Source organism: Aureimonas ureilytica (assembly GCF_001475935.1).
Lineage (GTDB): Bacteria > Pseudomonadota > Alphaproteobacteria > Rhizobiales > Rhizobiaceae > Aureimonas > Aureimonas ureilytica_A.
Window position 1 is genome coordinate 31,698 of the sequence record NZ_LDQA01000070.1, and the last position, 24,998, is coordinate 56,695.

Genomic DNA, 24,998 nt, shown 5'->3' on the forward strand with positions numbered 1-24,998 from the left:
CCGTTTTGAACGGGCGGTGGCTGCCCTGCCGGGCAACCGCCGCCCGCTTCTCGTTTTAAAAAGGCCTGTGATCGCATCGCCATGACAATCTCACCTCTTGGCTCCTCGCCCAGCCCGGATAGGACGACCCCCATCCTTCGGTTGGCGGATGTTTCCAAACGTTTCGGTTCCCATCAAGCTCTGCGAGGGATCGACCTGTCCGTTCAAAAGGGCGAAATCCTCGGCATTATCGGCCGCTCGGGCGCCGGCAAATCGACGTTGATCCGTTGCATCAACGGCCTGGAACAGCCGGATGAAGGCCGAGTGGAGGTCGAGGGGCGTTCGATCGAGCGCCTCAGCGAGCGTGAGCTTCAGCCGCTGCGTCGCCGCGTCGGCATGGTCTTCCAGCACTTCAACCTTCTGGCCAATCGCACGGCCGCCGAGAATATCGCCCTGCCGCTCAAGATCGCCGGTGTTGGGCGGGCCGAGCGCACGCGGCGCGTCGCCGAGCTGCTCGATCTCGTAGGGCTCGGCGGGCGCGGCGAGCGCTTTCCAGCGCAAATGTCGGGTGGGCAGAAGCAGCGCGTCGGCATCGCGCGCGCCCTCGCGGCCGACCCGGCTCTGCTTCTGTCCGACGAGGCGACCTCCGCGCTCGACCCGGAAACGACCGAGCAGATTCTGGCGCTTCTCGGCGACATCAACCAGAGGCTCGGCCTCACCATCGTTCTGATCACGCATGAGATGGAAGTCGTGCGCCGCATCGCGAACCGTGTCGTGGTTCTGGAAGGGGGCGTCGTCGCGGAAGAGGGGCCTGTCTGGCAGGTCTTCGCTGAGCCGGCTTCGCCGGTGACGCGCGGGCTACTCCAATCCATCACGCCCGAACTGCCACAGCGCATCCTCTCTACCCTCTCTTCGAAGCCGCCCGGCGAGGCCGTCCTGCGCCTCGACTTCGGCGGAGAACGCGCGGACGATCCGGTGATCTCGGATTTCACGCAGGCCTTTGGCCGGCCGGCCCGCATCGTCGGCGGTCATGTGGACGAAATCCAGGGCCGTCCGGTCGGTCGTCTCTTCATCGGCGTCGAGCAAAGCGGACCGGACGACCTCAAGGCCGTCATGGATTTCCTCGCCGCCCGAACCCTCAAGACGGAGTGCCTAGGGTATGTCCGCCGCGCTGTATGATCTTCTCTGGCGCTCCACATGGGAGACGCTGCTGATGACCGGAGCCTCGGGCCTCGCCTCGCTTGCGTTCGGTCTGCCGATCGGTCTGCTTCTCGTTCTGACTGATCGGGGCGCGATCCTGCAGAACCTCTGGCTGAATCGCATTCTGGGCGGCGTCGTGAACGCCTTCCGCTCCGTGCCCTTCATCATTCTCCTGGTGGCGCTGATCCCCTTCACGCGCCTTGTCGTCGGCACCTCGATCGGTACCTTCGCCGCCATCGTGCCGCTCTCGGTCGCCGCCATTCCCTATTACGCGCGGATCGCGGAGGTCTCCTTGCGCGAGGTCGATCCGAACCTGGTGGAAGCGGCGCGTGCCATGGGGGCGGGGCGCTGGACGATCGTGCGCGAGGTGCTGATCCCCGAAGCGCTGCCGGGTCTAGTGTCGGGCTTCGTCGTAACGCTGGTGACGCTCATTGGCGCGACGGCCGTGGCGGGCGCCATCGGCGCGGGGGGCTTGGGCGATCTCGCGATCCGCTACGGCTATCAGCGCTTCGAGACCAGCGTCATGGTCGCGGTGGTCGCGATCCTGATCGTCATGGTCTGCCTTCTGCAATGGGGCGGCGACCGGCTGGTGGCCCGGCTCGACCATCGCAAGTGACAACGAGAAAGGCCGCCGCGAAGGGATCGCGGCGGCCTCTTGTTCGGTCCCGACGGGTAGCGATTACTCGCGCTCGCCCGTGAAGTTCAGAAGAAGCTGGAAGATGTTGACGAAGTTCAGGTAGAGCGAGAGCGCCCCGAACACGGCCATCTTCTGCTGCGACTCCGCCGAGAAGTTCTCGGCATACTGCTCCTTGATCGTCTGCGTATCCCAAGCGGTCAGGCCGACGAAGACGATGATGCCGATCACCGACACGGCGAACTGAAGCGCCGAGGAGCCGATGAAGATATTGGCGATCGAGGCGATGATGATGCCGATCAGGCCCATCACCAGAAGCGAGCCCATCTTCGTCAGGTCACGCTTCGTCGTGTAGCCGTAGAGGCTGGTCGCGCCGAACATGGCGGCGGCAATGAAGAACGTGTTGGCGATGCTGGCGCCCGTGAACACGAGGAACACGGAGGACAGCGACAGGCCCATCACGGCGCAGAAGGCCCAGAAGGTCATCTGTGCGGCGCCCGCCGACATGGCATGAATGCGGAACGAGAAGAACAGAACGAAGCCCAGCGGGGCCAGCATCACCACCCATTTCAGGGGCGAGTTGAAGATCGGCACGTAGAGGGCCGGCGTGTTGCCGACGACGAAGGCGACGAGGCCCGTGACAACGAGGCCGAGGCCCATATAGTTGAAGACGCGCAGCATATGCTGGCGCAGGCCCTCGTCGAACAGGGCGCCGGAGGCAGGCGCGGCCTGCGTGCCCCAGCCGTAATGCGGTGTGTTCATCGGTGTAACTCCATGAAACGCGGGTGAGAGGTCCGAGCCGTTCCGCCTGGGAGGGGCGTCGGGCTCAGTAGAGGCTGCGAGCGAGCCGCTCGGCGGCATCGCTCAACTCGTCACGCTCGCCGGCGGGGCCGACCAGCGCGTAGGCGATGGGCCCCTGCTGCCAGAAGGCGGCGGCGAGCGGGCCGGATACGGCGGTCTGCGGCTTCGTCACCTCGAACGTGCCGGGGCGGATGCCGTAGAGCGACAGGGCCTCGCCGGAGCGATCGGCCAGCGCGATCTCGACGCTGGGCCCGGAGGGCGAGGGGAAGACCTGCACGTCGCGCACCGTCCAGCCGCGCGGCGCGTCCGGCATGGTGATGGCGGTCGCGGCGCTGATTTCGGCCGGGTCGTAGCGCGGCGTCTCGACCTGCGAGACCATGTCCGAGCGCAGGACGCTGGTGCGATGGGCGGCCAGCGCTTCTTCCACGAAGCTCGGCGGCGCGGAGGACGCAACGCTTTGGCGAACGGCGAGCGGCCCGGTGCCCTCATGGGCGAGCCAGCCGAGCGCGACGAAGACGCCGATGGCGGCGACGCGGCGGAGCACATCCAGCTTGCGCCGACGGCCGAGGCCGCCCTGAAGTCGGCGGGCAAGGTCGGCCAGCTCGCGGCTGCCCGGCGCATCCGGCGCGGTGACGGCGAGGCGCAGCTCGTCGCGCAGGCGCAGGTCCGCCATGATGCGGGCCGCGTCGTCCGGGCGGGTGGCGAGCCAGGCCTCGACCTCGATGCGGCGCAGCGGGGGCAGGCGGTCGTCGACATAGGCGACGAGATCGGCCTCGAGGATGGGATCAACGGCCATCGGAACCTCCCGCAGACTTGAAGGGAACGACGTTGCTCTCGGCCGACGCACCGTTCTCCATCTCGCGAAGGCGGGCGCGGGCGCGAGAGACGCGCGAGACCAGCGTGCCGACGGGAATGCCGAGCGAGGCGGCGGCGTCCTCGTAAGAGAGGCCCTCGATCGAGACGAGATGGAGCGCGGCGCGCTGCTCTTCGGGCAGGGTCAGGAAGGCGCGGCGCACTTCGGAGAGGCGCAGGGCGTGATCCTGCGACGGACCCAGCTCGGCCGAGCCCGCATAGGAGATCTCGGCGTCGCGGCGGGACTCGGCGCGGCGGGCGCGTAGGCGGTCCACGAACCCGTTGTGCAGGATCGTGAGCAGCCAGGGCCGCAGCGCGAGGCCGGGGCGGAACTGGTGCTGGCGCTCGATAGCCCGCACCAGCGTGTCGTGAACCAGATCCTCGGCGTCGTCACGATTGCGCGTGAGCGTCAGCGCGTAGCGGCGCAGGGCGCCGAGCTGGCCAAGGACATCCGGGGGCGAAGATTTCGTCGTCATCACCCGCGTATACGGAGGGGAACGGGATTCCATCCCGCACCCCCGCGCTTTTTTCGATCACACACGCGTGAGGCTTTGGAGGTCCACGTCGCCCTTCTGGCTGGTGAAGCGCAGGCTGCCCACCCCGCCGCCGCTCTGGCTCTGCGAAACGCCCGAAATCTGGTGGTCGCCCGTATCATAGAGCGAGACCTTACCGCCTTCCTCGATGGCGAGGCGGCGCGAACTCGGGAAGGCGGCGTAGCGCACGCCGTTCTGCGCGCCCGAGGAGGAGGGGGAGCCGAGATCGCCCGGCCACCACTGGCCCGAATTGCCGTTGGAGGCGGCGCGCGGCGCGCTGTCGCTCTCGTCGCCCGGCGCGCGGTTGTCGTTGAGGCTGCCGGTCTGCGCCCAGGGGCTGCTGGAATTCGCCGCGCTCTCCGGCCGGCCACCGCCGCCGCCGCCCGTCACACCACCGGCCGCGATCTCTTCGGCCAGGCGGCCGACACGGGCCTTCAGGTCATGGTCGTTCATGGCCGAGATCATCAACATGCCGCCGCGCGACCATTGGCCCATGCCGCCGAGCTCGGGATGGGAAAACTGCGCCATCGAGCCTCCCCCTGAGCGGATGGCGTCGGCCATGGCGCGCGCCGCGCCTTCCGAAAAGCCGTTGCGCTTCGCGATCTCGTTCAGTGCCGTCTCGTCGCTCATGCCGAACCCCTCTTTGGCTGACTGGTCGTGTCAGCCTCCATATAGGGCGCGCGCGGAAACGGCCCGCGCCTGTGACGGCCGGGGGAGAGCAAAAGGCCCTTCATGGTGAAGGGCGGGCGGGACGCCGGAGGCGAACCTCCGTTGTAGTATGTATGTGGTCCGCTTCCGGCGTCCCGCGCGGTGTTGTCCGGCCCACGAGGCGCTGCCAACGCCCCGTCCGCTTTCCGGGCCGCGCTTGCGCTGCTCCTCGGCCCGCACCCCGGTCATCCCGAGGGAGGGCTGTCACCGGAACAGGGCGCCGCTGATTGCGAACCCCTTCGTTGTGAGAGGCCGCCCGGCATGCCAGAACCGTCCGAGCCGCGCCGCCTCCGGAAGGCAACGCACCGCGGACACCGCCCCACAGCCCCCGAACGATCCCGGTGATCATTCGCGCTCCTTCGTGAGCCGCAGGTGAGGGCAAGAGTGCCCCGCTTTCCGGGGACGGGGAGAGATGGGGGATTGATTCGCCTTGCCCCCGCCGCAAGAGCCCTGCATTCGCGGAAGCGTTCCTCTCACGGAGTTCCGATTTGTCCCTCATCAAACCCCTCTGCGCCCTCCTCGGCCTCGTGCTTCTCGCGGGCTGCGCGGAAATCAACAAGCCGATCACCCCCGGCGACAGCTGGCGCGAAAAGGCCACGAGCGACCTGAACGCCCCGCCGCGCTGAGCGACCCCTTTCGGGCTGATATCGCCCTCGGCCCTGCCCGCATCCGGCGGGGCCAGCCGACCGCCCAATCTGGCGAGCTCGGCTTAACCATCATTCCGGCTGAATATCCGGTTCAGGAACCATTCAGGCGGGAGGGGCTTTCATCGGGTCAGTTCAGTTGGAGGAACGAACCTATGAAGAAGTCCCTCATCGTCGCGATCGCCGGATTGCTCGTCGCGACCGCCGTGCCCGCTAGCGCGCAGAGCTATCATTCCGACGTTCGCCAGTATCGCCAGCAGGAGCGCATCGAGCGCGGCTATCGCCACGGCCGCATCAGCCCGCGCGAGGCCGCGCGCCTGGAGCGCCAGCAGCGCCGCATCGAGCGCGTCGAGCGCCGCGCCCGCTATTACAACAATGGACGGATCGACCCGCGCTCGGCGCACAAGATCAAGCGGATGCAGGACCGCGCCAACCACGCGATCCGCCGCGCCAATCGCGACGGCTACTACCGCTAAACAGGCCGCTCACGCCCGGCCGAGGGCGTGACACCTGCGGGAGATGCGGAGGGCGGCGCTGTCCGCCTTTCCCTCCGATCCCGCCTCTGCCGCAACCCTTCGCAAACCGGGGCGTTTTGCGCTTCGAAGCCACGTTCAGGAATGGGTCCGATGAAGAAGAGCATTCTCCTGTCCCTCGCCATGCTCGGGTTCGCGAGCGCCCCGGCCCTCGCGCAAGAGCTGATGCTGCCCTCCGGCCCGCCGCGCAACGCGGCCGAGCAACGCTTGCAGGATCAGGTGAATGCGCAGATCCAGCTCAACCGCGCGCGCGGCCTGCAAAGCTCGGACGAGGTGCGCCGGCAGGGCTACCGCTATCAGGCCCCGCAGCCGCGCTACGAGCGCCGCGAACGGGCGGAGCGGCGCTGGGAGCGGGAGGATCGGCGTCGGTGGGAGCGGCAGGAGCGCCGCCGGGATCGGTATTGGGATGGGTGGTGATGCTGGCGATTTGAGCAGTTAAGATGGCTTAGATCGACTATTGGATTGTCTTGAGTAGCCTGTCCTGTTAAGGCAATATACTTTCTTATTATATTATATTAACGGAAAACAATCGGAGCTTCAGAATAAAATATCTAAAGAACCCAACTATTTTTTGGGCTTTTGAGTTTGAGATGGCGCCTTATTTCGCGGCATTCATTTTCAAGTTGGCTAAAATACTGCATAAAAGCTAGCCCATTCGCAGGCTTTGGAAGGGCTCTGGACCTAGCGATTTGACGTAGCTTTAAAATGGAAAGCCATTCCTTAGTTTCCAAGTAAATCCTAGCATTCATTCCGAAATGAGGCAGCGTGGGAATTTCATCTTGCATCAAATCTCCGTTTTTAAATGTGATGCGCTTTCCATTCCTATACAAAAAGATTCTTCCAGTCCCATCTTCATGCAAGGCATGCGAGCTGGCTGCGATATTAGAAATAGGATAGTACTTTCGTATCGCTTGCCCAATAATGAGGGGCTCGCTAAGAGTTAATTTTTTATCTGTAAATTGGTTGCTAATTTTTTTAAACTTGCGTTCCAGGAGGAATTTACCATCGTTCGTAAGGCGATGTATGTTTTTGAGTCCCAGCGAATCTCCGATCAGATCTATGTCGGATATTGAGATTAAAATTAAGTTGAATATCCTTATCGCGAAGCAGGAGGGGGTGGATATATAATTGTGATCATCAAAGGGAAATACGTATAGATCCTCGTCGAAAAAAGCGTCAACTCGAAACAGGTAAACAAGGCGGTCGGCGGCTTCTACTCTGATGTGAGGGTAGTTGTTTAGGCCGAAACGAAGCTGGCGCATTAAGCCGCTTACACTGGCAACACTCAAATAGTATGTTGTTCTGATCTTATCCATCCAGTTGAGTAGGTATAGTATATCTTTGCTGCTAATTTTGTCGCGCGAGAAGATTTTCTTCAGCGCTTTGCTGCCCGGAATTTCAATTTTTTCTCCGAACTGGCTATTGCAAAACGCATGGGAAACAAATGTCGTTTTAATCCTTGTAATATTGTCAGATTCTTTTTCAAGCAATTCTAAAGGTTGATTGTTGTGTGAATTAGTGAAACGCATTAGCCACTTAGGAATAGTGTGTTCTTCGTTTGTTATCTCGTTCGGCATAACTACACCGCCACACAGAATGCACGTGTGAGGGCTGGTCAAATATTTCCGCCCAAAAATTTTCGAAAGTTCTTTGCCGGGGTCGATTCTTAGTGGGTATTCATGGTAAATTGCCGTCGCCCATTGATGTTCTTTTCCGTCAAAACCGACAACGCCGTATGGAAAAATTGCCATTTTAAAACTACCGCCCCGGCCGCCCCGTCTTCCCCGGCCGGCGCTTTCTGCGCTTCTCGTCCCCCGCATCCTCGTAACTCCCCACGCCGATCTTCTCGCGACGGATCGCCTTGGCGTCCTCGCCGGCGCTCGGGCGCGCGGGGAGGGGGCCGTCGTGCTTGGGCTTTTCCGTGCGGCCAACCGTCATCTCGTCCAGCGAGTTCTTGCGGAAGAGCGTGCGGTTGGGCGTCGGCGTGTCGGTGCCCGGTCCCATGTCGTCCAGCGTCGGGCGCTGGAAATAGGAATGGCTTTCGTCGGCACGTGTGTCGTCCGCATCCTTCGGGCGGAGGGCCTTCACGCTCTCATGGTCGCCCTTGATGCGCGCGGCGAGGGGCTCGCCGTTCGGCCCGAAGCGCGGGTTCTGGTGGTTGGCCCCCTTGCCGCGCGCGGGGCGCTTGCCGCGTGAGGGCTCGCCGCCGCCATAAAGCGCCGTGTCCACCTCGCGGGCCATGGGATCGTCCGCGACGGCGAGTTCGGTCGCCTGAAGGCGCTTGATCTCGTCGCGCAGGCGCGCGGCTTTTTCGAAGTCGAGATCGGCGGCGGCGTGGCGCATCTCCTTTTCGAGATGCTCCAGATGGCTCTTGAGATTGTTGCCGACCAGCGCGCCTTCCTTGGCGGTGGGGCCGGCGCCGACGCGCACGGAATCCTTTTCGTAATAGCTGTCCAGAATGTCCGCGATCTTGGCCTTGACCGATTCCGGCGTGATGCCGTGCTCGCGGTTATAGGCCTCCTGCTTGTCGCGGCGGCGGTTGGTCTCGGCGATGGCGCGCTCCATCGAGCCGGTGGTGCGGTCGGCATAGAGGATGACGCGGCCGTCCACATTGCGCGCGGCGCGGCCGATCGTCTGGATCAGCGAGGTTTCCGAACGCAGGAAGCCTTCCTTGTCCGCATCCAGAATGGCGACGAGACCGCATTCGGGAATGTCGAGACCCTCGCGCAGGAGGTTGATGCCGACCAGAACGTCGAACGCGCCGAGGCGCAGATCGCGGATGATCTCGATGCGCTCCAGCGTGTCGATGTCCGAGTGCATGTAGCGCACGCGGATGCCCTGCTCGTGCAGATATTCGGTGAGGTCCTCGGCCATGCGCTTGGTGAGCACGGTGCAGAGCACGCGGTAGCCGTTGGCGGTGACCTCGCGGATTTCGCCCAGGAGATCGTCCACCTGTGAGCGGGCGGGGCGAATGTCGATCGGGGGATCTGTGAGGCCGGTCGGGCGGATGACCTGCTCGGCGAAGACGCCGCCGGACTGCTCCAGCTCCCACGAGCCGGGCGTGGCCGAGACGGCGACGGTGGGCGGGCGCATGGCGTTCCACTCCTCGAAGCGGAGCGGGCGATTGTCCATGCAGGAGGGCAGGCGGAAGCCGTATTCGGCCAGCGTCGCCTTGCGACGGAAGTCGCCCCGGTACATCGCGCCGATCTGCGGAATGGTGACATGGCTTTCGTCGATGAAGACGAGCGCGTTGTCGGGCAGGTATTCGAACAGGGTCGGCGGCGGGTGGCCGGGCTGGCGGCCGGTGAGATACCGCGAATAGTTCTCGATGCCGTTGCAGGCGCCGGTCGCCTCGATCATCTCGATGTCGAAGGTGACGCGCTGCTCCAGCCGCTGCGCCTCCAGAAGGCGGCCGGCCTTGTTCAGCTCGATCAGGCGAAGGCGCAGCTCCTCCTTGATCGACTTCACGGCCTGCTGCAGCGTCGGGCGCGGCGTCACATAGTGCGAATTGGCGTAGATCTTCACCGACTTGAGATCGTCGGTCTTGGAGCCCGTCAGCGGGTCGAACTCGTGGATCGCCTCGATCTCGTCCCCGAAGAGCGAGATGCGCCAGGCGCGATCCTCCAGGTGGGCCGGGAAGATTTCGATCGTGTCGCCCCGCACGCGGAAGGAGCCGCGCGTGAAATCCATGTCGCGGCGCTTGTATTGCTGGGCGACGAGATCGGCGAGGAGCTGGCGCTGGTCCAGCCGGTCCCCGATCGACATCTGGAAGGTCATGGCCGTGTAGGTCTCGACCGAGCCGATACCGTAGATGCAGGAGACGGAGGCGACGATGATCACGTCGTCACGCTCCAGAAGCGCGCGGGTGGCGGCGTGGCGCATCCGGTCGATCTGCTCGTTGATCGAGGATTCCTTCTCGATGAACGTGTCGGAGCGCGGGACGTAGGCTTCCGGCTGGTAATAATCGTAGTAGGAAACGAAATACTCGACCGCGTTGTCCGGGAAGAAGTTCTTGAACTCGCCATAGAGCTGGGCCGCCAGCGTCTTGTTGGGCGCGAGGATCAGCGCGGGGCGCTGCGTCTTTTCGATGACGTTGGCCACCGTGAAGGTCTTGCCCGAGCCGGTGACGCCGAGCAGCACCTGCGTCATGTCGCCGTCCGACACGCCCGACACGAGGTCGGCGATCGCGGTCGGCTGGTCGCCCGCCGGGGTGTAGTCGGAGGCGATGCGGAAGGCGTGGCCGCCCTCCGACTTCTGCGGGCGGGCGGGGCGGTGGGGAATCCACAGCTCGCCGTTCTTGTGCAGCGGGTTGCCGGAGGTGATGAGGTCCTGCAGCGCCTGCACGGTGGCCGTCACGCCGCTTTCAGGCAGGGCGGCGGCGTCCTCCAGGCTGACATCGAGGCCCGCCACGGGGTTGAGCCCCGCGCGCGCTCGCTCAGCCGGCGTCGCCGCGACGCCCATGGAGGTGCCGCGCGCGGTCTTGGATGCGCCGGCCTTGGACGGCTTGGTCTTCGGGGCATCAACGGGCGCGGAGGGCTTCTTCGCCTTCGCCGGCTTCTGCGCAGCCTTGCGCTGCGCCTCCTCCTCGAGGTTCTGCGCGATCTCGTCGGCCCAGCCGGACAGGGGGCCGGAGAGCGGCGTGCCGGTCAGCTCCGGCTGCGGGCTTTCGCCGAAGCCCGGATGCAGGCGCTCCGACGCGTCGGCATAGTCGAGAATGGGGGAGCGGCGGGGCTTCTTGGGATCGGGCATGGGGCGAATATGGCCTCGCGCTGCGGCAGAATAAAGGGGGAACGAACCATCTCCGCGAAACGCTCCGGCGGGCGTTTGAGACGGGGTGCGACAAAAGGGTGGTTCGGAATCTCACGCATTCGCGATTCCGCGTTCATCATTCGCTTACCAAATTATCTCATCCTGCTCCTGTCCGCTCGAGTTTCGCGGAGGATGTAAAGGCCGCCCCGATGGTTCTGCGTAAGACGGGTTGGCGCATCGTCACGCTCGCCGTTGCCGTGTATGCGACGGCGAGCGCCGATGATCTGGCCGAGGCGCTCGACTCCGGTTTTCCCATGCCGCCGGTCTCCGCGCCAGAGCCTTCACACATGCCGACGGCGCGCGATGCGCGCACGGGCGGCCGCCTCGTCTGGGGCGGTGCCGCGCCGGCCGAGGGCGGATATGTTCCCAGTCCCGCCTTCGGCGATCCGCCGCCGCGCAAACGGACGACCCGCTCGGCCAAACCCGCGCCGCCGCCTGTGGCTGCCGCGCTCGAGCCGGCCGAGCCGGCCGCCGAGCCCGTGCCCGAGCATGAGCGCGGCCCCGGCGATTACGGCCGCACCTATCCCGTGCGCGATGCCTCCACCAGCCTCGTCAGCCCCGCGAGCACCCGCGACGATCCGATCCGCCGCATGATCGAAGAAGCGTCGCTGCCCGATGCGATGCCGGGCATTGGCGGCTCCTACGGCGCGCGGCCCGAGGCGGAGTTCGACCCGTGGGAAGGGCTGACCGAGGCCGAGCCGCCGGAGATCGAAGCCGAGCCAGAGGCAAGCCCGGCACCCGCCCGCAAGCCGCCACCCGCGCGAACGCCGCTGCCCTCCTACGCCTCGCTGTCAGCGCGCGTTCCGCCGCCCTCCATTGCGCGCCCGCCGCGCGGTGCGTTGGAGCGCGAAACGCCCCCCGGATACCGACCGCTCGCCAGCGACGAGGCCATGTGCCGGCGCGAGCTGCGCAAGCTCGGCGTGCGCTTCACCGACGTTTCGCCGATCGAGACGAGCCGGTCCTGCGGCATTCCCAATCCGGTGCGCGTGACCGAGGCGGTCAAAGGCATCGCCATGACGCCGGCCGCGACGATGAATTGCGAGGCGGCGTTGCGCGTGGCCCGCTGGCTCGACAAGGACGTGAAGCCTGCCGCGCGCTGGAAGCTCTGGAAGAAGCCCACGGCACTGATCAACATGTCGTCCTACCGCTGCTCGCGCATTGCAGGTTCGCGCACGATCTCGGAACATGCCAGCGGCAATGCGCTCGATGTCGGCGGCTTCCGCTTCAGCGACGGCTCCACCATGCGCGTCAGCCGTAAGGGCATGTTCTCGTTCCGCGAGAAGGCGTTTCAAGCCGCGATCCGCCAGGGCAGCTGCCGCTATTTCGGCACGGTTCTGGGGCCGGGATACAACCGCGCCCATGCCGACCATCTTCATCTCGACGTGAAGGCGCGGCTGCGGCCCATCTGCAAGTGAGTGCGAGCCGCAAGCACGGCGGCCCATGCGGGTTGATATGCGACTGTCCGTCGAGGCTGGGCAAAATGGCTTCAGCGCCCCGGTCCAGGATTGGACGGCTCGGTGTATGAGCTGTCGCTGAACTCTTGGGAGGACCCTATGAAGCCAATCCAGTTCAATCGCGACGAGACCAGGGCGATCGTCGCCGACATTCAGGACTATTTTCGCGAGGAACTGGACCAATCGATCGGTGCCATTCCGGCGGAGATGCTGATGCGGTTTTTCGCCGAGAAGATGGGCGGGTACTTCTACAATGCCGGGCTGCACGATGCACAGGCGCTGGTGCGCAGGAAAATCGACGACGTGAGCGACGAAATTTTCGGCCTGGAGCAGCCGACCGGGCGGCGCTGAATGGGCGGTCTTCACGACAATCGGAGTCAGCTGATCTCGAAGCGCAGCAACGCTTTGGCCCATCACGCGTTGAAGGCGCGCGGAACCCGATCCGCACGGAGATAAGGAACCAGCCATGCTGAAACCCTTGACATTGGCCGCCGTGCTTCTTGCGGCCGCGTCGCCTCTGGCGCACGCGCAGGAAGACGGCCCCGACCGCGAGGATCGCGGCGGACGATACGAACGGGACGTGCGCCCGGACGACGACCTGCCCCCCTATCGCGACCGGAGCGACATCGACCGCTCACGCGACATGCGCCATGGCGATCGTTGGGCGCGGACCAATGACGGCGATGACGAGGCGGGCGACCGCGATCGCGACATGCGCGATCTCTACCGGGATCGGGACGACAAGGATCGCGACCACAAGGGCAAGGACAAGGATCGGGAGAAGCGCGACCGGGACCGCGATCGTGAAAAGGGTCCGCGCGGCGAACGCGGCGGCCCGGACGGCCGTCATGGCCCGCCCATGCCCGCCCGCGCCGGCTTCGAAATCAATATGGGCCCAGGCCAGACGCTTCGCGTGACCTGTGGCGACGAGGATCTGGCGGACTGCATGGCGGCCGCAAAGCCCATCCTCGACGCCTTCACCAAGAAGGTCGAGGACGCCGGCACCCGCGTTCCGCCTCCGCCGCCCAGCCTCGTGAACGGCGACGCACCGCCTCCGCCGCCGCCAGCTGGCGATCGTCCGGCTCCGGCCGGCGCGACACCGCCGCCGCCGGCGAACTGAGACGTCGAAGGATAGGGGCCGGGCGAGATGATCGCCCGGCTCCATGGCTTGATCCGGGTCTGACACCGGAAGGATCGTGAGGCCGGCGGAGGCAGCGTTTCGATAGAAGGCGCAAACCTCACAACGAGCGGGGCCTCTGAAACACGGCCGGGACAGGTTCGAGTGGCGCGTCTGCCTATCTCACGCTCATCGGAGGTGAGGGGCACGATCCCCGGCTTCCTTATCGATCAGGGCAGGAGCCAGAACCGCCCTTGCCGCCCTTGCCACCTTTTCCTCCGCTAACCCCTTTTCCGTCCTGACCATCACGCCCGTCCGTCCCGGATGTGCCGCATTGTTTCGTAGGGGCCTTGCTCGTTCTCAGTGAACCCTTTGGGGCATCACTCTTGCTGGTCTGTGTTTCGGCTGGCACCGGAATCTTTTCGCCAGCTTCCTGCGCCCTGGCTTCGATTGCCAACGTGCCGACAGACGAAATGGCGATCATCAGGAGTAGCCTTCCGGAGATGCGATTGCTGAGCATCGATCTTGATTCCCTCATTGAGCGATCGACGGCACCGCGCTGTCACCGTCTATAGGGCAGCGTGAAGAAACCGCCGTTTCCGGTTCGATGCCGGTCCTTTGCCGAAGTGAAGCGCGACCGTGGCGCGTTTCGCGGCGGGTAGAAGGCCTTCAGTCGTCCGAAACCGGAACGGGCGTCGGCCTGCCGTCTTCATCCAGCGCCACCATGACGAAGACGCCCTCCGTCACCTTCACGCGTTCGGAGGTGAGGTAGCGGCGCGCCCAAGCCTCGATCTTCAAGCGGATCGACGTGCGCCCGACCTTCTCGATGGAAGAATAAACGCAGAGCGTGTCCCCCACCTTCACAGGGCGGCGGAATGCCAGCGTCTCGACGGCAACCGTGGCGACCCGCCCCTGCGCGCGCTCGGCCCCGCGAATGCCGGCGGCCAGATCCATCTGCGACATCACCCAGCCGCCGAAAATATCGCCGGCCGCATTGCGGTCGGCCGGCATGGCCAGAATGCGCACCGTGAGTTCGCCGCTCGGATGCTCTTCGTCTTCGATCATGCTGGCGCCTTGGAGATTGAACCTGCCGCAGGTGTGCGCGAGACGACCCGGCGGCGCAAGCGCGATCCCGCGATGCGAACGCCTGCCGGGTGGTCCATGCCAAAATACGCCACGATCGGCTGGCGAAACAGCGCGCATACGTTGTGATGTCCGCGCGGGATCGACTATCTTTCGCACAGGCCCTTAGCCGGCGAACCCCGTCGAAGCAGGCTTCGCCGGTCGGCGAGAATGGTTGCGAGATCGCCAAAGGCTTGCGGGTCAGACAGGGCCTTGTGGGCGGGCGAATGGGAGGACGGAAATTGCGCGTGACACGAATGGCCATCGCCTTGACTGGGCTTGCTGCAACCGGAGCGCTGGCCGCCACGGGCGGCATCTATCGCGACTGGTCGTTGACCTGCACGTCAGGACTCGACTGCGACGCTTCCACCTTTTCGAAAGGGAACGCCCCGCTCATCACCCTGGGGATTCGGCGGGGATCTGGCGCGGCGGACGTGCCGAAGCTTGCGATCGGGTTGCGCGAGGCCGCTCCGTTGTCCGGCCAGGTAACGCTGCGCTTCGACGATGGCGCGAGCCGGGAGCTGCCGGCGAGCGCCTTTCATGCCGACAAGGAAGGCCAAGCCGTCAGCGCCGATCTCGGTGATCTTCTGGCCGATCTCAAGCGCGCCTCGACTGTCGAGATCAGCCTGACGCCGGCAGGCAAGACGCAGAGCACGACATTCTCGCTGTCCGGGCTGGTGGCGGCCCTGCGCAAGATGGACGAGGATCAGCAACGAACCGGCACCCCCAATGCTCTGATCGACAAGGGCGATAAGGCGCCGACCAAGCCCAGCCTGTTGGCGAGCGATATCACCGATGCGGCCGCGCTGCCGGCCAGCGTGCGCAGGCTTTGGAGCGAAGGCCCGGGGCAGTGCTCGGACTTCAACGGCTTTCCGCCATCGATTCTGGGTTTCTCCGTGCCGATGGGCGATCAGGCGCGTCTCTACGTTCTGGCCTGCGGGAGCCCCGGCGCGTACAATGAGCCGTCCCGCCTCTATCTTCAGGAGGGGGACTCGGCGGACGTGTTCCCCGTGGTGTCCATGGCCGCCGATGGTCCGGTGGCCACGATGACGATCTGGAACGCGGGCTGGGACGGGAACCGGCTGATCACTTTCCTGAAGGGGCGTGGCATCGGAGATTGCGGCATCTCTGCCGAATATGAGCTCGATCCGGAAGCGCTCCAGTTGCGGCTGGTGGACGCTCGGGAGCAATCCGAATGCAACGGGCAGGACGATATGAGCCGGTGGCCCCAAACCTGGCCCTTGCGGAACTCCAAACGCTGAGCGGCGGCCTTCACGCTCGCGCGAGGACGCCGATCGGCTGGGAACGGCTCCGGCAAGGTGGCGTTGGCCCAGCATGGCGGAGCCGGCTCGGCTTGCCGCCCCGACCGGAGACACCCGATGAAAGCCCTCCTTCTTTCCGCCACCGCCATAGCCCTGTCGGCCGCTCTTCCGGCCTTCGCGCAGACCCCGGCGCCTGCCGCGACGAGCGAGCCGATCGGCGTGACCATGCGCGGTGCGGACGGCCAGCCGCATGGCACGATCCGTATCACGCAAACGCCGAACGGCGTGATCGTCGATGGCGACCTGACGGGAATGCAGGACGGGGAATATGGCCTGCATTTCCACGCGAAGGGCCTCTGCGAAGGCAATTTCGACTCGGCTGGCGGCCATCATAACCCGACGAACAAGCAGCACGGGTTCGAGGTCGAGGGCGGACCCCATGCGGGCGACATGGCCAATATCTATGTGCAGGGTGGTGTCGCGCGCTTCCAGCAATTCAACCCCATGGTTCGCTTCGAGGATGGCGACGCGCCGCTGAAGGATGCGGACGGCACGGCCATCATGGTGCACGGCGCGCCGGACGATCATCACTCGCAGCCGACCGGCAATGCCGGCTCGCGCATGGCCTGCGGCGTGGTCTTCCCTGCCTCCTGAGGCCGGAAGTGTGCGGTTCGGTTCCTGGCCATGAAATGCGATCGTGGCCGGGAACCGATCCCTTGTCGCGACATTCTGTCTCCGTGATCCGAAGCGCGTTTCTTGTCTTCGGAGCCTTTTGTAAAAGGAATGATCCGCGTATGAAGTCCCTCGTTCTCGCCGCCGGTTTCGCCACGCTTCTCGGCTCCGCCGCTTTCGCGCAGACGGCCACGACGACCGCTGCTCCCGCCGCCACCGGAGCTGCCAATAGCGAAGTGATCATCGTCCTTCCGGAATTCGTCACCGGCGCCGCGCCGGCCCGCTTCCTGGCCGACAAGCTCGAAGGCAAGGACGTCTACGGCGCGAATAACGAGAAGATCGGCGAGATCGAGGATTTCGTGCTCGGTTCCGACGGAACGGTTCAGGCCGTCGTGATCGAAGTCGGCGGCTTCCTCGGCATCGGCGAGAAGGACGTTCTGGTGAACTGGTCGGCCCTGCAGATGACCATGGACGGGAGCAAGACGCGCGTGACCGCGCCGACGCTGACGCGCGACATTCTCCAGAACGCGCCGACCGTGGACCTCGACAAGATCGTCCCCGGCGACGATTGATATCGAACGCGTGAGTTGAGCCTTTGGCGGCCTGTCCGATCCTCCCTCGGGCAGGCCGTTTTTCGTCAGGGCGAGGGAGCCCAACCGACCGGCTGGAAACCCGGCAGAGCTTCCACACTGGCCAGCCAGCTGCGAACGGCGGGGAAGCCGTCGAGCGAGAAGCCGCCATCGGCGGCCGTGGCGGTGTAGGGATAGAGCGCGATGTCGGCGACGCTGGGGCGGCCCGGTCCGAACCAGGGCGCGGCCGTCAGATGTCGTTCCATCACGGCGAGGGCGCGCATTCCATTCTCGACGGTGAGCGCCATGCGCTCAGGCGTCGCGGCGCTCTTGCGCTCCGGGTAGACCGTCAGCGAGCGGCGGACGGCGATGCTGACCTCATGCGCGTTCTGCTCGAAGAACATCCAGCGCAGCGTTTCGGCGCGCTCGAACGGGTCGGTGGGGAGGAAGTCCGTGCCATCAGCGAGATACGTCAGAATGGCGTTGGATTCGGCGAGGAGCCGGCCATCCTCCAGTTCCAGAAGCGGACATTGGCCGGCCGGGTTGCGCTTCAGGAACGCTTCCGTGCGGGTGGAGCCATCGCGCGTCGAGACCTCGACATGGCGGAACGGGCGACCCAGTAGCGAGAGAAGAAGGCGCGGCTTGTAGCAATTGCCGCTGTCGCTCATGCCATAGACGGTCAGCATTCCCGGAGATCTCCTTATTGATCTCCCCGTATTGGAGCCAAGCGCGGCTCGAACGGCCAATTCCTTTTTGTGCGCCTGGCATCAGCGATCTTGATGGGTCTTCGCCTTGCGCCGAGGCGGGTGCGGGACTAGGGTCCGCCGATTTTCGCGCTCGGCCGGCCGCGGGCGAAAGTCGAGTGAAGATTCGATGTCGTTTCCCGGAGCCTGATCATGGGTTTTCTCGCCGCTTCCCTGGACCGCGTGAAGCCGTCCGCCACCATTGCCGTGTCGCAGAAGGCGCGTGAGCTGAAAGCGCAGGGGCGGGACGTCATCGGCCTCGGCGCCGGCGAGCCGGACTTCGACACGCCCGACAATATCAAGCAGGCGGCCGTCGAGGCGATCGCGCGCGGCGAGACCAAGTACACGCCTATCTCCGGCATTCCGCAGCTGCGCGAGGCGATCTCGGCCAAGTTCAAGCGCGAGAACGGGCTCGACTACAAGCCCGAGCAGACGATCGTCTCGACGGGTGGCAAGCACGTTCTCTTCAACGCCTTCATGGCGACGCTGAACCCCGGCGACGAGGTCATCATCCCCGCTCCGTACTGGGTCAGCTATCCTGAGATGGTGTCGCTGTGCGGCGGCACGCCCGTCGTCGTCGAGACGCGGCAGGACGACAATTTCAAGCTGACGGCCGAGGCGCTGGAACGCGCCATCACGCCGAAGACGAAGTGGTTCCTGTTCAACTCGCCGTCCAACCCGACAGGCGCGGCCTATACCCATGCCGAGCTCAAGGCGCTGACCGATGTGCTCATGCGCCACGAGCATGTCTGGGTCATGACGGACGACATGTACGAGCATCTCGTCTATGGCGACTTCACCTTCGCCACGCCCGCGCAGGTCGAGCCGGCGCTCTATGAGCGCACGATCACGATCAACGGCGTGTCCAAGGCCTATGCCATGACCGGCTGGCGCATCGGCTATGCCGGCGGCCCGCTGAAGCTCATCAAGGCGATGGACATGATCCAGGGTCAGCAGACCTCGGGCGCCTGCTCGATCGCGCAATGGGCCGCCGTCGAGGCGTTGAACGGCACGCAGGACTTCATCCCGAAGAACCGCGCCATGTTCGAGCGCCGCCGCGATCTCGTGGTGTCCATGCTCAACCAAGCGAGCGGCATCGAATGCCCGTCGCCCGAGGGCGCGTTCTATGTCTACCCTTCGGTGCGCAGCCTGATCGGCTCCACCACCGAAGCGGGCAAGCGCATCGAGACGGACGAGGATTTCGTCACGGCTCTGCTGGAGCAGGAAGGCGTCGCGGTCGTCCACGGCACAGCCTTCGGCCTTGGCCCCAACTTCCGCCTGAGCTACGCGACCTCGGACGCCCTGCTGGAGGAAGCCTGCACCCGCATCCAGCGCTTCTGCGGTTCGCTCAAGCGCTGATCCGGGCCAAGCGCGGATCGATCGAGGCGGCTGGGCAACCAGCCGCCTTTTTCGTGCTCATACGATGAAGCCCGCCGCGATGAGCGCGAGGGCGACCTGCCAGGGCGGGCGCGACCAGAGGACCAGCAGCAGGAAGCCGGTGACGGCGAGCAGCATGTCGCGCGGGCTCGTCACGGCATGGGTCCAGACGGGATCGTAGAGCGCGGCGGCGAGCACGCCGACCACGGCAGCGTTGGCTCCGCGCAGGGCGGCGCGCGCGGATGGGCGCTGCCGCAACTCGTCCCAGAAGGGCAGGGCCGCCAGCACCAGGAGCAGGCCCGGCATGAAGATTGCGAGCGTTGCCAGAGCCGCGCCGACGAGGCCGCCCGGCGCGGGGGAGAGCGCGCCGAGATAGGTGGCGAAGGTGAAAAGCGGGCCAGGCACCAGCTGAGCCGCGCCATAGCCCGCGAGGAAGGCATCGGCCCCGACGAAGCCCGGCCGAACCGTCTCAGCTTCGAGGAGCGGCAGCACCACATGGCCGCCGCCGAAGACGAAGGCTCCCGAGCGTAGGAACCCATCGAAGAGATGCAGCGCAGGCGAGGGCACGAGCGGGGCGAGGAGGGGCAGAATGAAGACCAATGCCGCAAAAAGCGCGAGGGCCGCAAAGGCGAGACGCCGGCGCGCCGGCGGGGTGTCATGGAGCGGAGAGGACACCGGTTCCCTTGGCCCGCGGCAGAAAAAGAGACCCAGAAGCGCACCGACCGCGATCGACAAACCCTGCGCCAGCGCGGTCGGGCCGAGGGCGACCAGCGTCAGCGCCACGAGTGCGATGGCGGCGCGTTTGCGATCGGGTGTCAGCGTCCGGCTCATGCCCCAGACCGCCTGCGCCACGACAGCGACGGCGAGGATCTTCAGCGATCGAACGAGATCGCTGCCGGCGCCAGTGTCGAAGCGTCCGGCACCGAGCGCGACGACGTACATGAGAAGGGCGGAGGGCAGGGTGAAGCCAGCCCAGGCGGCAAGCGCACCGCGCAGGCCCGCACGCTGAAACCCGATGGCGAAGCCCACCTGACTGGAGGCCGGGCCGGGCAGGAACTGGCAGAGCGCCACGAGATCGGCATAGCTCGCTTCGTCCATCCACTTGCGCCGCTCGACGAAGGCCTGCCGGAAGTAGCCGAGATGCGCGATCGGGCCGCCAAACGAGGTGAGACCCAAAACAAGAAAGACGCAGAGGGCTCCCGCTGGCTTTGCGGCGGTGGGCGAGACGGAGGGAAGCGCGACCATGCTGCGGTTTAGGAGACCAGCAAGACAAACCGATGACAAGTCGGCTCGTCGGTTTCGCGCAGCCTGTGGGCCATTGTACCTAAAAGAAAAGCCGAGCTCGAAAGCCCGGCCTGAAGTTGGAATGCCTGGAGCATCCCTGGGAGGAAACGGCCGGAGAAGAAAGCTCGGGAGGAGGTAAGCTCTCTTCCGTCCGACTGAGACTCAAATTAAATCGATTTTGTGGGTATCACCAGACGCAAAGGCACATGCCTGCTATGCAGGCAATGCATGAAACTTCTCAGCTTCTGATCAGCTTGCCATGCCTTGCTGGACGGAGTTGCCTAGCGACGATGCAATCTGGTTCGAATCTCGTCGCGTAGCGCCGCGTTTCCAAGCAGTCTTCGGCGCTGCATAGCACTGTGCGGCGGTCTGCCGCAAGCGATCCAGCCTTCAATAGGACCAGGTTCTGGCCTTGCCGATCAGGAAGTCGCGAAAAACCTTCAGCTTGGCGGCATCGCGAAGCTGTTCGGGATAGCAGAAATACGTATCGAAGGAGGCGAGATCGAGATCGGGCAGAACCTGCACGAGCTTGGTGTCCTTGTCGATCATATAGTCCGGCAGCAGGGCAAGGCCGATGCCACGCTCGATGGCCGATTTCATCGCCATCAGATTGTTGATCTGGAGAATAGCCGGCCGAATCTGGCCTTCGGGCAGGCCGGCCGTTTCCAGCGCGTTGAGATTGCGCAGGTAGTTGGGCGCGGGTTCGCCGAAGGTGATGATGCGGTGACGGTCGAGATCGTCCACTGTCTCGGGCGTGCCGTATCGGGAGAGATAGGCGGGCGCGGCATAGACATGCAGATGCACGGTGAAGAGGCGGCGCTGGATGAGGTCCGGCTGCTGCGGTTGACGCAGGCGGATCGCGGCGTCGGCCTTGCGCATGGTCAGGTCGATTTCCTCGTTGTCGAACACGAGTTGAAGCTCGACATCGGGATAAAGTTCGAGAAATTCCTGCGCGCGCTGGGTCAGCCAGCCGGAGCCGAGGCCGACCGTGGTCGTCACGCGCAGCTTGCCGGTCGGCTTCTCGCGCGTTTCGGTGAGCTGCATCCGAACGTTCTCGAGCCGTTTGAGAACGTCGCTGGCCGTTTGATAGAGAAGCTCCCCCGGCTCTGACAGAACGAGGCCGCGCGCATGGCGGTGGAAGAGGGGGGAGCCGATCTCCTGCTCCAGCGCCGCCACCTGCCGCGAAATCGCGGACTGGCTGAGATTCAGCGCATTGGCCGCATGGGTGAAGGACCCGGCTTCGGCCGCTGCGTGGAAAATGCGCAGCTTGTCCCAGTCGAGCGCCATGGTCCGCCCCTCGCTCCCTGTTCCGTTCCGGTCTTATTCGGCCGCTTGCCGCGCGGCGTCAGCGTCCAGAGCCTGAGCCGCAAGCCAGCGCTCGGCTTCGAGCGCAGCCATGCAGCCGAGACCCGCCGCCGTGACCGCCTGACGATAGACGTCGTCCGCCACGTCGCCGGCCGCGAAGACGCCCTCGACCGACGTCTTCGTGGTGCCGGGCTCGACCCAGAGATAGCCGCCATCCTTCTGGCGCAGCTGGCCACCGAAGACCTCGGTGGCGGGCGCATGGCCGATCGCGACGAACACGCCGTGCGTCGCGATCTCCTGGAACTCGCCCGTTTCGCGGTTGCGCAGACGAACGCCGGTGACCGACTTCATCGGCTGGCTCTGTCCGAGGATCTCATCGACCTCGCTGTTCCAGATGACCCGCACGTTCTCCTTGGCGAAGAGCCGGTTCTGCATGATGCGCTCGGCCCGGAACTCGGAGCGGCGATGAACCACCGTCACGGAACGGGCGATATGGGAGAGATAGAGCGCTTCCTCCACCGCCGTGTTGCCGCCGCCGACCACCACGACATCCTTGCCGCGATAGAAGAAGCCGTCGCAGGTGGCGCAGGCCGAAACGCCGAAGCCCTGGAAAGCAGCCTCGGAGTCGAGACCCAGCCAGCGCGCCTGCGCACCCGTCGCGATGATCACGGCATTGGCCGTATAGATCGTGCCGCTGTCGCCCTTGAAGCGGAAGGGGCGAACCGAAAGATCGGCTTCCACGATGAGATCGGACGCCATCTCCGCGCCGACATTCAGCGCCTGAGCCTTCATCTCTTCCATCAGGAACGGGCCGCCGATCGGATCGCGGAAGCCGGGATAGTTCTCGACATCGGAGGTGATGGTGAGCTGCCCGCCTTCCTGCAGGCCGGCGACGAGCAGCGGCTTCATCATGGCACGCGCGGCGTAGATGGCGGCCGTATAGCCGGCCGGTCCGGAGCCGATCACGAGAACTTCGGCAAAACGCTCAGACATGGCGAAACCCGCATTGATGCTTTTGCCGGACATGGGACCGGCTCGTCCCTCAATCAATACGGGAGGCTTGTTGCGGCGACAACCGAAAGAGCCGCCAACTGGACCCCCCAAATCTTGTTTTCCGGCTGTTTACGCTCGAACGCATCGCCGGATGATCCCTTCCGGCATCAAATCGGCGAGATCAGGCAGGCTGAGCGAGACCCGGTTTCGTTTCCAGCTTGCATCGGCAGGCCATCAGGTTGTGTCCTGCCTGCCACACCGGGCGCGCTTCGACGAATCCGACTGGACGGTGACGATTCGTCTCGCTACGCTTGCCAAGCTTTCAACACTGGAAAGGGGAGAGTTCATGATCTGTGATATGTTCGTTTCCCCCGCCGGGGCCCGTCGCCATCCTTCGACGCTTCGCCCGGCTTCAGCTTCGTCCCGGGTCTGATCCCCGCCACAGGCTGTCCATCCGTGTTGTGTCCCCTGCGGACCTGACGCTTTCCCCGATTTCCGTCGCGCCCTGACGCGGCCACCCGAGGAGACGGCGACGCTTTGCGCGCCGGAACGCCATGACTCTTTCTTCCGAACGCGATCGCGGCGACGCGATCCGCACCGTTCTTCGTTTCACGATGCGCAACTGGCGGTCCGAGCGCCGTCTGGCCTGGACGGTCGGGCTCGCCATCACTGTGGCGACGCTCGCCGATATTTTCGTGCCCTTCTTCGCCGGGCGGCTGGTGGATGCCGTGGCCTCCACCAATCTCTCGCGCGATGACGCGCTGGGCCAGGGGCTTCGTGCGCTCGGCGCCATGGCCGCGCTCGGCTTCGTGTTTCTCGTGTTTCGGCACTGGGCCTGGGCGTCCGTCGTGCCGATGACGCTTGGTATCATGCGGCGCGTGTCGGAGGGCGCGTTCGGGCGCGTGCAGCGCTTCTCGACCGATTGGCACGCCAACAGCTTTTCCGGCTCGGTGGTGCGCCAGATCACGCGCGGCATGTGGGCGCTGGATCTCCTGCATGACGTCCTTCTGCTGGCGCTCCTGCCGTCCGCCGTGGTGCTCGTCGGCACGGTGGCGCTCATGGCCCTGCAATGGCCGCTGATGGGTCTCGTCATGGCGCTCGGCGCGGTCGCTTATGTCTCGATGACCGTGCTTCTGTCCGTGCGCTATGTCGCGCCGGCCTCGCGCGTTTCCAACAAGATGGACACGCGGGTCGGCGGCGTCCTGGCCGATGCGCTCGCTTGCAACGCCGTCGTCAAGGCCTTCGGGGCCGAGCGGCGGGAGGACGAACGCCTGTCGGGGGCATTGGGCGAGTGGCAGCGCGAGACGCAGCGCACCTGGATGCGGCACACTTGGTCCGGCACGGTGCAGACTACCGTGCTTTGGCTGGTGCGCGTGTCGATCGCGGGCGTGGCGCTCTGGCTCTGGTGGCGGGGGCAGGCAAGTCCGGGCGACATCACCTATGTCCTGACCACCTATTTCGTGGTCCACGGCTATCTCCGCGACATCGGCATGCATGTGAACAACCTGCAGAAGTCGGTGAACGAGATGGAGGAACTGGTGGACCTCCATGATCTCGTGCCCGAAATCGCCGACGCGGCGGATGCGAGGCCACTCGTGGTCAGGGGCGGCGAGATTCGCTTCGAGCGTGTGCGCTTCCATTACGGCGCGCATGGCACCCCGCTCTATGACGGGCTGGACGTGACGATCCGGGCCGGTGAGCGGGTGGGGCTGGTCGGGCATTCCGGCTCGGGCAAGACGACCTTCGTCAAGCTCGTGCAGCGCCTGCACGACATCTCGGATGGCGCCATTCGCATCGACGGGCAGAGCGTCGCCGCGCTCACGCAGGAATCGCTTCGGCGGCAGATCGCCATCGTGCCGCAGGAATCGATCCTGTTCCACCGGACGCTGCGCGAGAACATCGCCTATGGCCGGCCGGATGCCACGCGCAAGGAGATCGAGGCTGCGGCGGAGCTCGCCCATGCCGCCGAGTTCATCCAGCGCCTGCCGCAGGGCTATGAGACCATGGTGGGGGAGCGCGGCGTCAAGCTCTCGGGCGGCGAGCGTCAGCGCGTGGCTCTCGCCCGTGCCTTCCTGGCGGATGCGCCGATCCTGATCCTCGACGAGGCGACCTCGGCGCTGGATTCGGAATCGGAGCGCCTGATCCAGGAGGCGATGGAGCGCTTGATGGTCGGGCGCACGGCGCTCGTCATCGCCCACCGCCTGTCCACGGTGCGCGCGCTCGACCGCATTCTCGTGTTCGAGCGCGGGCGGATCGTGGAGGACGGGCCGCATGAAAAGCTCATGCGCCTGCCCGGCGGTACCTATCGCCGGCTGGCGGAGCGGCAGGGCGAAACGCCCATGCTGCGCGACGCCGGATAAGAATCGAGGCGGGCGGGTCTCATATGAGGCCCGCCCGCTTTGTTGCC

The 24,998-nt window shown here is 65.2% G+C and carries 24 protein-coding genes; 13 read left to right on the top strand and 11 right to left on the bottom strand.

What is annotated here, in order from left to right; all coding sequences use genetic code 11:
- The first annotated feature begins 81 nt into the window (after positions 1-81).
- Together NS365_RS21145 and NS365_RS21150 are read left to right on the top strand one after the other, a co-directional pair.
- Positions 82-1,158, top strand: coding sequence for a methionine ABC transporter ATP-binding protein (locus NS365_RS21145; protein WP_058602276.1), 1,077 nt, complete (start codon positions 82-84; stop codon positions 1,156-1,158).
- Positions 1,139-1,795: a methionine ABC transporter permease gene (locus tag NS365_RS21150; protein WP_058602277.1), complete on the top strand. Its 657-nt coding sequence runs from the start codon at positions 1,139-1,141 to the stop codon at positions 1,793-1,795. The genes NS365_RS21145 and NS365_RS21150 overlap by 20 nt, the downstream gene beginning before the upstream one ends.
- Positions 1,796-1,858: 63 nt before the next feature.
- Here NS365_RS21150 and NS365_RS21155 read toward each other — a convergent pair whose 3' ends face one another.
- The 4 genes from NS365_RS21155 to NS365_RS21170 all read right to left on the bottom strand — a co-directional run bounded on the left by NS365_RS21155 (position 1,859) and on the right by NS365_RS21170 (position 4,629).
- Positions 1,859-2,575, bottom strand: coding sequence for a Bax inhibitor-1/YccA family protein (locus NS365_RS21155; protein WP_058602278.1), 717 nt, complete (start codon positions 2,573-2,575; stop codon positions 1,859-1,861).
- Positions 2,576-2,639: 64 nt separating this feature from the next.
- Positions 2,640-3,410, bottom strand: a complete 771-nt coding sequence (locus tag NS365_RS21160; protein ID WP_058602279.1) for an anti-sigma factor family protein — start codon at positions 3,408-3,410, stop codon at positions 2,640-2,642.
- Positions 3,400-3,942 (bottom strand): sigma-70 family RNA polymerase sigma factor, encoded by a 543-nt coding sequence (locus tag NS365_RS21165; RefSeq protein WP_058602280.1) that lies wholly within the window; start codon positions 3,940-3,942, stop codon positions 3,400-3,402. Before NS365_RS21165 ends, NS365_RS21160 begins: the two co-directional genes overlap by 11 nt.
- A 57-nt stretch (positions 3,943-3,999) precedes the next feature.
- Positions 4,000-4,629: a hypothetical protein gene (locus NS365_RS21170; protein ID WP_058602281.1), complete on the bottom strand. Its 630-nt coding sequence runs from the start codon at positions 4,627-4,629 to the stop codon at positions 4,000-4,002.
- 566 nt (positions 4,630-5,195) lie between these two features.
- Here NS365_RS21170 and NS365_RS24620 point away from each other — a divergent pair.
- From NS365_RS24620 to NS365_RS21180, 3 genes are all read left to right on the top strand, one after another.
- Positions 5,196-5,333, top strand: coding sequence for a hypothetical protein (locus NS365_RS24620; protein WP_193753499.1), 138 nt, complete (start codon positions 5,196-5,198; stop codon positions 5,331-5,333).
- A 173-nt stretch (positions 5,334-5,506) separates the two neighbouring features.
- Complete coding sequence (locus tag NS365_RS21175; protein WP_058602282.1) at positions 5,507-5,827, top strand: hypothetical protein; 321 nt, start codon at positions 5,507-5,509, stop codon at positions 5,825-5,827.
- A gap of 150 nt (positions 5,828-5,977) precedes the next feature.
- The gene (locus NS365_RS21180) at positions 5,978-6,301 is read left to right on the top strand and encodes a hypothetical protein (protein WP_153003884.1); all 324 of its coding nucleotides are present in this window, start codon (positions 5,978-5,980) and stop codon (positions 6,299-6,301) included.
- 134 nt (positions 6,302-6,435) lie between these two features.
- Here NS365_RS21180 and NS365_RS24260 read toward each other — a convergent pair whose 3' ends face one another.
- Positions 6,436-7,635 carry a hypothetical protein gene (locus tag NS365_RS24260; RefSeq protein WP_153003885.1) on the bottom strand — a complete coding sequence of 400 codons (1,200 nt, stop codon included), beginning with the start codon at positions 7,633-7,635 and terminating at the stop codon, positions 6,436-6,438.
- 7 nt (positions 7,636-7,642) lie between these two features.
- A complete protein-coding gene (gene uvrB, locus NS365_RS21185) occupies positions 7,643-10,633 on the bottom strand; it encodes an excinuclease ABC subunit UvrB (protein WP_082684765.1) in 2,991 nt (996 codons plus the stop codon).
- A gap of 209 nt (positions 10,634-10,842) precedes the next feature.
- On the opposite strand from uvrB, the gene NS365_RS21190 reads away from it, so the two are divergent.
- The 3 genes from NS365_RS21190 to NS365_RS21200 all read left to right on the top strand — a co-directional run bounded on the left by NS365_RS21190 (position 10,843) and on the right by NS365_RS21200 (position 13,267).
- Positions 10,843-12,108, top strand: coding sequence for an extensin family protein (locus NS365_RS21190; protein WP_244498522.1), 1,266 nt, complete (start codon positions 10,843-10,845; stop codon positions 12,106-12,108).
- A 90-nt stretch (positions 12,109-12,198) separates the two neighbouring features.
- The gene (locus NS365_RS21195) at positions 12,199-12,498 is read left to right on the top strand and encodes a DUF2164 domain-containing protein (protein WP_343286851.1); all 300 of its coding nucleotides are present in this window, start codon (positions 12,199-12,201) and stop codon (positions 12,496-12,498) included.
- Between the two features lie 115 nt (positions 12,499-12,613).
- Positions 12,614-13,267, top strand: coding sequence for a hypothetical protein (locus tag NS365_RS21200; protein ID WP_058602285.1), 654 nt, complete (start codon positions 12,614-12,616; stop codon positions 13,265-13,267).
- 666 nt (positions 13,268-13,933) lie between these two features.
- On the opposite strand, the gene NS365_RS21205 is transcribed toward NS365_RS21200, so the two are convergent.
- A complete protein-coding gene (locus NS365_RS21205) occupies positions 13,934-14,329 on the bottom strand; it encodes an acyl-CoA thioesterase (protein ID WP_058602286.1) in 396 nt (131 codons plus the stop codon).
- A gap of 89 nt (positions 14,330-14,418) precedes the next feature.
- On the opposite strand from NS365_RS21205, the gene NS365_RS21210 reads away from it, so the two are divergent.
- The 3 genes from NS365_RS21210 to NS365_RS21220 all read left to right on the top strand — a co-directional run bounded on the left by NS365_RS21210 (position 14,419) and on the right by NS365_RS21220 (position 16,892).
- Positions 14,419-15,648: a DUF1176 domain-containing protein gene (locus NS365_RS21210; protein ID WP_153003886.1), complete on the top strand. Its 1,230-nt coding sequence runs from the start codon at positions 14,419-14,421 to the stop codon at positions 15,646-15,648.
- 117 nt (positions 15,649-15,765) lie between these two features.
- On the top strand, positions 15,766-16,302 hold the full coding sequence (locus tag NS365_RS21215) for a superoxide dismutase family protein (protein WP_058602288.1): 537 nt from the start codon (positions 15,766-15,768) through the stop codon (positions 16,300-16,302).
- A gap of 140 nt (positions 16,303-16,442) precedes the next feature.
- Complete coding sequence (locus tag NS365_RS21220; RefSeq protein ID WP_058602289.1) at positions 16,443-16,892, top strand: PRC-barrel domain-containing protein; 450 nt, start codon at positions 16,443-16,445, stop codon at positions 16,890-16,892.
- 65 nt (positions 16,893-16,957) lie between these two features.
- On the opposite strand, the gene NS365_RS21225 is transcribed toward NS365_RS21220, so the two are convergent.
- Positions 16,958-17,575, bottom strand: a complete 618-nt coding sequence (locus NS365_RS21225; protein ID WP_058602290.1) for a glutathione S-transferase family protein — start codon at positions 17,573-17,575, stop codon at positions 16,958-16,960.
- Positions 17,576-17,785: 210 nt separating this feature from the next.
- Here NS365_RS21225 and NS365_RS21230 point away from each other — a divergent pair, with 210 nt between their 5' ends.
- Positions 17,786-18,991: a pyridoxal phosphate-dependent aminotransferase gene (locus NS365_RS21230; RefSeq protein WP_058602291.1), complete on the top strand. Its 1,206-nt coding sequence runs from the start codon at positions 17,786-17,788 to the stop codon at positions 18,989-18,991.
- A 57-nt stretch (positions 18,992-19,048) separates the two neighbouring features.
- Here the strand turns inward: NS365_RS21230 and chrA are convergent, their stop codons facing one another.
- The 3 genes from chrA to trxB form a co-directional block, all read right to left on the bottom strand.
- On the bottom strand, positions 19,049-20,254 hold the full coding sequence (chrA, locus tag NS365_RS21235) for a chromate efflux transporter (RefSeq protein ID WP_058602292.1): 1,206 nt from the start codon (positions 20,252-20,254) through the stop codon (positions 19,049-19,051).
- A gap of 429 nt (positions 20,255-20,683) precedes the next feature.
- On the bottom strand, positions 20,684-21,580 hold the full coding sequence (locus NS365_RS21240) for a LysR family transcriptional regulator (RefSeq protein WP_058602293.1): 897 nt from the start codon (positions 21,578-21,580) through the stop codon (positions 20,684-20,686).
- A gap of 33 nt (positions 21,581-21,613) precedes the next feature.
- On the bottom strand, positions 21,614-22,591 hold the full coding sequence (gene trxB, locus NS365_RS21245; protein WP_058602310.1) for a thioredoxin-disulfide reductase: 978 nt from the start codon (positions 22,589-22,591) through the stop codon (positions 21,614-21,616).
- A gap of 554 nt (positions 22,592-23,145) precedes the next feature.
- On the opposite strand from trxB, the gene NS365_RS21250 reads away from it, so the two are divergent.
- Positions 23,146-24,951: an ABC transporter ATP-binding protein gene (locus tag NS365_RS21250; protein WP_058602294.1), complete on the top strand. Its 1,806-nt coding sequence runs from the start codon at positions 23,146-23,148 to the stop codon at positions 24,949-24,951.
- Positions 24,952-24,998 lie beyond the last annotated feature (47 nt).

What these genes read in the sequence shown, in the direction of transcription:
- NS365_RS21160 (WP_058602279.1), bottom strand. Translation starts at nt 3,410, where the DNA reads ATGGCCGTTGATCCCATCCTCGAGGCCGATCTCGTCGCCTATGTCGAC.
- NS365_RS21240 (WP_058602293.1), bottom strand. Translation starts at nt 21,580, where the DNA reads ATGGCGCTCGACTGGGACAAGCTGCGCATTTTCCACGCAGCGGCCGAA.
- NS365_RS21250 (WP_058602294.1), top strand. Translation starts at nt 23,146, where the DNA reads ATGACTCTTTCTTCCGAACGCGATCGCGGCGACGCGATCCGCACCGTT.
- NS365_RS21175 (WP_058602282.1), top strand. Translation starts at nt 5,507, where the DNA reads ATGAAGAAGTCCCTCATCGTCGCGATCGCCGGATTGCTCGTCGCGACC.
- NS365_RS21165 (WP_058602280.1), bottom strand. Translation starts at nt 3,942, where the DNA reads ATGACGACGAAATCTTCGCCCCCGGATGTCCTTGGCCAGCTCGGCGCC.
- NS365_RS21145 (WP_058602276.1), top strand. Translation starts at nt 82, where the DNA reads ATGACAATCTCACCTCTTGGCTCCTCGCCCAGCCCGGATAGGACGACC.
- NS365_RS21190 (WP_244498522.1), top strand. Translation starts at nt 10,843, where the DNA reads ATGGTTCTGCGTAAGACGGGTTGGCGCATCGTCACGCTCGCCGTTGCC.
- NS365_RS21150 (WP_058602277.1), top strand. Translation starts at nt 1,139, where the DNA reads ATGTCCGCCGCGCTGTATGATCTTCTCTGGCGCTCCACATGGGAGACG.
- chrA (WP_058602292.1), bottom strand. Translation starts at nt 20,254, where the DNA reads ATGGTCGCGCTTCCCTCCGTCTCGCCCACCGCCGCAAAGCCAGCGGGA.
- NS365_RS21225 (WP_058602290.1), bottom strand. Translation starts at nt 17,575, where the DNA reads ATGCTGACCGTCTATGGCATGAGCGACAGCGGCAATTGCTACAAGCCG.
- NS365_RS21205 (WP_058602286.1), bottom strand. Translation starts at nt 14,329, where the DNA reads ATGATCGAAGACGAAGAGCATCCGAGCGGCGAACTCACGGTGCGCATT.
- NS365_RS21215 (WP_058602288.1), top strand. Translation starts at nt 15,766, where the DNA reads ATGAAAGCCCTCCTTCTTTCCGCCACCGCCATAGCCCTGTCGGCCGCT.
- NS365_RS21220 (WP_058602289.1), top strand. Translation starts at nt 16,443, where the DNA reads ATGAAGTCCCTCGTTCTCGCCGCCGGTTTCGCCACGCTTCTCGGCTCC.
- NS365_RS21180 (WP_153003884.1), top strand. Translation starts at nt 5,978, where the DNA reads ATGAAGAAGAGCATTCTCCTGTCCCTCGCCATGCTCGGGTTCGCGAGC.
- uvrB (WP_082684765.1), bottom strand. Translation starts at nt 10,633, where the DNA reads ATGCCCGATCCCAAGAAGCCCCGCCGCTCCCCCATTCTCGACTATGCC.
- NS365_RS21155 (WP_058602278.1), bottom strand. Translation starts at nt 2,575, where the DNA reads ATGAACACACCGCATTACGGCTGGGGCACGCAGGCCGCGCCTGCCTCC.
- NS365_RS21230 (WP_058602291.1), top strand. Translation starts at nt 17,786, where the DNA reads ATGGGTTTTCTCGCCGCTTCCCTGGACCGCGTGAAGCCGTCCGCCACC.
- trxB (WP_058602310.1), bottom strand. Translation starts at nt 22,591, where the DNA reads ATGTCTGAGCGTTTTGCCGAAGTTCTCGTGATCGGCTCCGGACCGGCC.
- NS365_RS21170 (WP_058602281.1), bottom strand. Translation starts at nt 4,629, where the DNA reads ATGAGCGACGAGACGGCACTGAACGAGATCGCGAAGCGCAACGGCTTT.
- NS365_RS24260 (WP_153003885.1), bottom strand. Translation starts at nt 7,635, where the DNA reads ATGGCAATTTTTCCATACGGCGTTGTCGGTTTTGACGGAAAAGAACAT.
- NS365_RS21200 (WP_058602285.1), top strand. Translation starts at nt 12,614, where the DNA reads ATGCTGAAACCCTTGACATTGGCCGCCGTGCTTCTTGCGGCCGCGTCG.